Origin of the sequence: Phenylobacterium sp. (assembly GCF_046590535.1) — a bacterium.
In the GTDB taxonomy this organism is placed as follows: Bacteria; Pseudomonadota; Alphaproteobacteria; order Caulobacterales; family Caulobacteraceae; genus Phenylobacterium.
Map to the genome: position 1 here is coordinate 1 of NZ_JBKJTG010000112.1, position 6,927 is coordinate 6,927.

The 6,927-nt window shown below is 67.2% G+C and carries 5 protein-coding genes; 3 read left to right on the top strand and 2 right to left on the bottom strand.

Translation table 11 applies throughout. From position 1 onward, the window contains the following. Positions 1 to 105, top strand: a 105-nt coding sequence (locus ACLL81_RS06770) for a DUF4402 domain-containing protein (RefSeq protein WP_411287589.1), incomplete at its 5' end; no start/stop codon positions are given. Between the two features lie 413 nt (positions 106 to 518). Then, on the top strand, positions 519 to 1,232 hold the full coding sequence (locus ACLL81_RS06775) for a Crp/Fnr family transcriptional regulator (protein ID WP_411287585.1): 714 nt from the start codon (positions 519 to 521) through the stop codon (positions 1,230 to 1,232). On the opposite strand, the gene ACLL81_RS06780 is transcribed toward ACLL81_RS06775, so the two are convergent. Beyond that, entirely contained in the window at positions 1,229 to 2,416 is a 1,188-nt protein-coding gene (locus ACLL81_RS06780; RefSeq protein WP_411287586.1) for a tetratricopeptide repeat protein, read from the bottom strand. The two genes, ACLL81_RS06775 and ACLL81_RS06780, sit on opposite strands and share 4 nt — an antisense overlap. A 141-nt stretch (positions 2,417 to 2,557) precedes the next feature. Here ACLL81_RS06780 and ACLL81_RS06785 point away from each other — a divergent pair, with 141 nt between their 5' ends. Next, a complete protein-coding gene (locus ACLL81_RS06785; protein ID WP_411287587.1) occupies positions 2,558 to 4,690 on the top strand; it encodes a M13 family metallopeptidase in 2,133 nt (710 codons plus the stop codon). Between the two features lie 141 nt (positions 4,691 to 4,831). On the opposite strand, the gene ACLL81_RS06790 is transcribed toward ACLL81_RS06785, so the two are convergent. After that, on the bottom strand, positions 4,832 to 5,875 hold the full coding sequence (locus tag ACLL81_RS06790; RefSeq protein ID WP_411287588.1) for a class I SAM-dependent methyltransferase: 1,044 nt from the start codon (positions 5,873 to 5,875) through the stop codon (positions 4,832 to 4,834). Positions 5,876 to 6,927: the final 1,052 nt, after the last annotated feature.

Here is a 6,927-nt window from a genome sequence, read left to right on the forward strand (position 1 = left end):
CAGGGCACCGCGTCGCTCGGCGTCGGCGGTTCGATCCCGGTCAGCAGCACCACGGCGACCGGCCAGTACCTCGGCTCGTTCAACGTCACCGTCCAATACAACTGAGCAGCGCGGGCCTGCGCCCGCCGCCTCTGCGACCTACCGAAGGCGGGCCTGTCACAAGGCCCGCCTTTCGTTTGCGCGGGCTGCGGGCGCTGAGCCGTCCTGCCGCATACTGAACTCCCGTCTGGCGCCCGGCGGCGATCAGCGTCAGCCCCCAATAGATGTTCCGGTTCCCTCGTCTATTACCAAAAGCACAGCTGTCCTGTTTCGCCGCTCGTCCATGTCGCCAGATATAGTTACGTCGCCTTTCCGACATTGTCTGGAGGCGCCGAAAGACCAGAGTCCCATAGGGGCCATTCAGTAATTTTCTCACTTTTGCACGTTCTTTTGCCGCGAGTGTCGTGTTCTCGACAGTCTTTGCCGTCTCGCATCGATAACTTGAAACGCAAGCCGCGTGGCGGCGTCTCGAAACCCCGATGCAAAGGCCCTCCACCGCGTTGCAAAACCGCCTGCTCGTATCGCTCCCGGCCGAGGATTACGGGCTCATCTCGCCGCATCTGACGCAGGTCGACCTGGAACGGGGTCGGCTTCTGTATGACCCGGGCGATTCCATCGACACCGTCTATTTCCCCCACGACGGCGTCATCTCCCTGATGACCTTGATGGAGAGCGGCGCGGCCATCGAGAGCGCCACCATTGGCCCCGAGGGTGCGCTGGGCCTGACCGCCGCAGTCTCCCCGCGGCAATCGCTGTCGCGGGCGATAGTGCAGACCCCGCTGAAGGCCGCCAGGATCGGAGCCGCTCAGCTACACGAGACCTGGGAGAAGAGCCCGCGCCTCCGCCAGCTGGTTGACCGCCACAACGAGGCCCTGTTCGGCCACGCCATCCAGTCCGTAGCCTGCAACGCCCTACATTCGGTGGAGGCCCGGTTCTGCCGCTGGCTGCTCACCTGCCACGACCGGATCTCGTCGGACACCTTGGCGCTGACCCAGGAGTTCCTGGCCGACATGCTGGGGGTGCAGCGCACCACGGTGACCGCGGTCGCGCGCTCGCTGCAGGAGAAGGGCGTGATCCGCTATCGCCGCGGAGTGGTCGACATCATTGACCGGCCCGGCCTCGAGGCCCTGGCCTGCGAGTGCTACGGCGTCATTCACCGCACCTACGAACGCCTGCTGCCGAAAATCAACTAGTCGCCGCGCCGTTCGGCGTAGGCCCGCGCAATATCGGCGATGACCGAGGTCCAGTCCCCCATGGCCGGCTGCCGGAACAGGCGCAGCGACGGATACCAGGGCGTCGTGCGCCCCTCGGTCAGCCAGCGCCAGTCGGTGCGGAACCAGGGCAGCATCAGCCAGCACTCCTTGCCCAGCGCCCCCGCGAGGTGGGCCATGGCGGTGTCGACGGTGACCACCAGGTCGAGTTGCTCCACCACCGCGGCCAGGTCGGCGAAATCTCCCAGGGGAGTCTGCAGGTCAAGGAGCGGCGCCCCGGCCGCCTCAAGCGGCGCCAGCAGGTCGCGGGACGGCAGCGAGCGGTGGTGGTCGTTGCCGTGCGTCGCGCTGCCCCGCCAGACCACACCCACCGATCCTGGCGGTGCGAAGCCGGCCCAGCGGGCGCGGCGGTCGTCGGGAGCGGCGAGATAGGGCGACTGCGGCAGGCTCTGAGCGGTGAAGCCCAGGCGATGGGGGATGGACAGGGGAAGGGTCCAGTAGTCCGGCGCTGGCAGCGTTAGTTCATCGCTGAAGGGGTGGATGGCGACAGCCAGGTCCTGGAACAGGCTGGCCAGTTCCGGCGCGCAGACCATGCTCACCTCAGCGCCCATGGCCTTTAGGACCGGTATGAAGCGGGCGAACTGGATCTGGTCGCCGAACCCCTGCTCGCGCCAGACCAGCAGCGCCTTGCCGGCCAGGGGCTCGCCTTGCCATTCCGGCAGGTCGAGGCGGGTGGCGTGCTGGCCCGGGACGTCTTTGCGAAACTCATAAAGGGGCCAGCCGCGCGCGAAGTCGCCGCGCTCGAGATAGAGGTAGCCAAGGTCGAGGCGGGCCCGCAGATCGGTGGGATCGGCGGCGATGGCTTGGCGGTACAGGTCCTCGGCCACGGCGCCGCGGCCACTGAGCTGATGCAGCACCGCCAGGGAGTGCAGCGCCCAGGCCGCGCCGGGTTTCAGCGTCAGGGCCTGGCGAAGCGCCGCCTCGCCGGCGTCGAAGCGGCCGAGTTCGGTGAGTGCGCGGCCGAGATTGCAATGCGCCTCCGCGCTTTGCGGCAGCTCGCGGAGAATCTTGTCCCAGGCCTGCGCCGCCGCCTCGAACCGCTTTTGCGCGTAAAGCTCGCCAGCGGTGCGGAAGGCGCCCATGACGTCGAAGGTGGGCGAACTCATCGCTGCACCCTAGGTGCGCCGGGGCGCGCATGGAAGCCGGACCGGGGCGGGGACTTGCGAGGGATCAAAATTTCACCTTTCTTGCGCGCCAAAGCAGGATTGAGCCTTCAACCGGCGACGACTGCATCTCGAGAGAACCTCATGACCCCGGCTATGCGAAACGTTCTGCTTTCCGCGGCCGCCGTGGCGGCGCTTGGCCTGTCGGCCGTCTCCGCGGGCGCGCACGACGCGCATGACTGTGCCGACGCCGCCTGCGCAAGCGAGCTGCTGTTCCAGGCCCCGGAGACCGGCGCCGCGGGCGGCGGCAGCGCCTCGCTGGCCTCTCCCAAGTACGGGACCTGGGGCTTCGACCTGGCGGGCGTCGATCCCTCGGTGAAGCCGGGCGACGACTTCTATGCCTATGCCAACGGGACGTGGGAGAGGACCCTGCAAATCCCGGCCGACCGCACCCGCTACGGCAACTTCGACAAGCTGTCGGAGCTCTCCGAGAACCGCGTCCGCGCGATCGTCGAGGAGGCCGCCGCCGGCAGAGGGACCGATCCCGACGCCGCCAGGGTGGGGGCGGCCTACGCGGCGTTCATGGACGCGGCGACCGTCGAGCGCCTGGACGCCAAGCCGTTGCAGGCGCCGCTGGCCGAGATCCGCGCCGTGCGGACGAAGGATGATTTCACCGCCCTGATGGGCAAGGCGCAGGTCACCCCGTTCTCCTCGATCCTGGGCTTCACTGTCCAGATCGACGCCAAGTCGCCGCAACGTTACGCGGTCTACGCCAACGCCGGCGGACTGACCCTGCCCGACCGCGACTACTATCTGCAGCCGCAGTTCGCGCAGAAAAAGGCCGCCTACCAAGCCTACGTGCAGCAGCTTCTGACCCTGGTCGGCTGGGACGCGCCCGCCGACAACGCCAAGGCCATCGTCGACTTCGAGAGCCGGCTGGCCGAAGCGAGCTGGACCCGGGTGGAGCGCCGCGACCGCGACAAGACCTACAACCCCGCAACCCTGGCGGAACTGCAGGCGATGACGCCTGGCCATGACTGGACCAGGTTCCTGGCGGGCACGGAGCTGCCGGAGGTCGACCGCTTCGTGGTCACCACGCCCAGCGCCTTCCCCAAGTTCGCCAAGATCTATGCCGACACGCCGCTGCCCACCCTGAAGGCCTGGCAGGCGTTCAAGGTCGCCAACGGCGGAGCGCCGCACCTGTCCAAGCGCTTTGCCGACGCCCATTTCGAGTTCAACGAGAAGACCCTGGGTGGCCAGCCCGAGCAACGGCCGCGGTGGAAGCGCGCGGTCGCGTTCACCAATGGCGCGGTGGGCGAGTCGGTGGGCCGGGTCTATGTGGCGCGCTACTTTCCGCCGGAATCGAAGGCCAAGATGGACGCCCTCGTGGCTGACATCCGCACGGCGCTGAAGGCCCGCATCGAGACCCTGGAGTGGATGGGCCCCGACACCCGCACCCGGGCGCTGGAGAAGCTCGCCAAGTTCACGGTGAAGATCGGCTACCCGGCCAACTGGCGCGACTACGGCGCGCTGAAGCTGGATCGCGCCGACCTCTACGGCAACGGCATCCGCGCCGGGGCGTTTGAGTGGCGGCGTAACTTGGCCCGGCTCAACGGCCCGGTGGACAAGACAGAGTGGGGCATGACGCCCCAGCGGGTGAACGCCTATTACAACCCACCCAACAACGAGATCGTGTTCCCCGCCGCCATCCTGCAGGCGCCGTTCTTCGACCCCGACGCGGACCCTGCGGTCAACTACGGCGGCATTGGCGGGGTGATCGGCCACGAGATCAGCCACGGCTTCGACGACCAGGGCCGCAAGTCCGACGGCGACGGCGTGCTGCGCGACTGGTGGACCGCCGAGGACGCGGGCAAGTTCAAAACCCAGGCCGACCGGCTGGGCGGCCAGTACTCCGCCTTCGAGCCGCTGCCGGGGTCCAAGGTCAACGGCGCGCTGACCATGGGCGAGAACATCGGCGACATGGGCGGCCTGTCGCTGGCGCTGGATGCCTACCACGCCTCGCTGAAGGGCCGGCCCGCGCCGGTGATCGACGGCCTGACCGGGGACCAGCGGGTGTTCCTGGGCTGGGCCCAGGTGTGGCGCCAGAAGCAGCGCGACGATGCGCTGCGCCAGCAGGTGGTCTCCGACCCGCACTCGCCGGCCCGCTACCGGGTGAACGGCACGATCCGCAACATCGAGGGCTGGTACTCGGCCTTCGACGTCAAGCCGGGGCAGAAGCTCTACGTGCCGCCAGCCGAGCGCGTGCGCATCTGGTGAACCGGCCCGGGCTCAGGCCACGGCGCTGATGCCCCCGTCGGCGGCTTCGAAGAGTCTGGGGCGCGACCCGCCGGGCCAAACGCCTCGCGGCGCTGGAGGGTATCAACCTTGAAGGCCACGGGACGTCCTGACGAACGGGTGTCAGCCGCGCTTTCGGAGCCACAGGCCGCCGCCAGGATTGGCCTGGAACCCCGGCAGGGCCGCGGCCGCCTGCGGATGGCGGCGCGCGAAGTAGTCGTTGAAGAAGACGATCTCCCAGGCCGGATTGTCGGTGAGAAACGCGCGCAAGATGTAGAGCTCGTTCCACGAGCGCCGGGCCTCGAAGATCCACGCCTCTGGGTACTCGAACGGGAAGAACGTGTCGTGGAAGTGCACGATCACGCCGGGCCTAAGCGCCGGCAGCATCTCGAAGAGCTCGAAGTTGACGTCGCTGCCGGCCTTGGAAACGTGGGTGGAGTCGATGAACAGGATGTCGCCCGGCTCCAGCACTTCGTAGAGCTCGGCGCCGACCTGCTGCACCGGGGTCTCGATGATGGTGCAGCGCGCGCGGTCCTGGTCGCTGAGCCGGGCCTGCAGGCGTTCGGCATACGGCTCGACGAAGGTGAAGCTGGTGGCCAGGCCCAGCCGGTCCACCGCGTCCAGCATGCAGGCCGAGGAGAACCCCGAGCCGATCTCCAGGATGCGGCGGGGCGCAAGCTCGGCGATCATGGCGTTCAGCACATAGGCGTCGCCCCAGGCATAGACGTCGTTGACGGCGTAGTAGCGCAGGGGCGGCGTCTCGTGGGCGACCACGCCGCTGGCCTGCATGCCGGCCAGATTGCGGTCCCAGAAGGCCAGCATGGCCTCGGCGTCGAGGGCGATGCCGGGGAGCGCGGCGGTGTCCGGGGAGCGGTCCACCGTGAAGCCGGAGGCGCGCAGGGCCTCAGGGTCGATCACCGGCGAATAGTAGTGGCCGGCATGGAACTCCGAGAGGTCGTCCACCCGGCTGCGGTGGGCATATTCCCCGGACGCGAACAGCAGGTCGAGCACCTCGGCGGGTCCCACCGCGACGGTCACCTTCACCCAGTGGGCGTGTTCCTCCCGCGATGGGGTGCGCCGCAGAATCCGCTGGAACGCCGTGGTCACGAACCGCCCGGTCCGGTCCCAGGTCATCAGGCCCTTCATCACAGCCCGGAGGCGACGCATGACCTGATCCAACGCGGGCTGGGGCCTTTGACATAATTGGAGCGGCTGGGGAATCGAACCCCCAACTTGCCGCCTCGGAAGCGGTGGCTAGGCTCGACTCTGGAACCTGATCTGTCCAGAACAACTGTCTTCAGGCCGGGCCGCAACCCTTTCCACCGTCGCATCCAAGCCACTTTCTAACGGCCGCGACGCTCCTCACATTCGCCGGAATCGCGGTCTTCGGGACCGACCGCGGATGACCACCGCTTCGCCGCTCGCTCGCTACAGCGCCTTGTGATGGGCGCGCGTCGCGAGCGGCGAAGCTACCACCGGCGAGCTACACCACGTCCAGGGGCACGACCTTCAGTTGAGGTGCCAGAGGACTGGGATCGTATACCAACTGACTATCCCCCAAGCCCTCCTGATAGAGAACTGGGCCCCAGGATTCTGTAACGGTTGACAGGTTATAAATCCGCCTCGCTGACAGAACGCAGTTCGTGGAGTGTGGGCGCCTGCCGAATGCATGTCCCTGAGCCAACGCGAAGATGGGCATTGAGGCGACGACCGGCAGCCAGGACCAGATGGAAACACCCGAAGCGTCCGGCCGACCCTACGTCCTGCGGGCCACCCGAGGGCTCGGGCAATGGCGCAGAACTCGGCCACTTCCATCCGCCTTACTCACCGCTCCACGTAGGCGGGCGGGTTGCCTAGTGGTCCGAGCTGACGCGGGGCGCCTTAGCGGACCGCATCCAACTGGTTTTGGGCTCTTGGCCCGGCTGTGAACATTGATCAGGCTAGAACGCTCGAGCGGGTTTTCAAAGCTACGGTTATCAGAGTGGCTGGCAAACGATCGGGGTGAACCCAGCGCCATTGCGGCTGTCCAAAATTCGTTGGGTGCTGTCGGAGCCCCTGATAATCAATCAGAGGGGGACGCCTCCTCTGGCACAGATCATGTCGAATCAACATCCGCTGGGTCTAATGCTGGGGTTCCTCGAAGAGGAGATAAAAAAGATTCGCAAATACAGAGGTTTAAAACTTCAGCTGGCGGACAGGGTGGGATTCGAACCCACGGT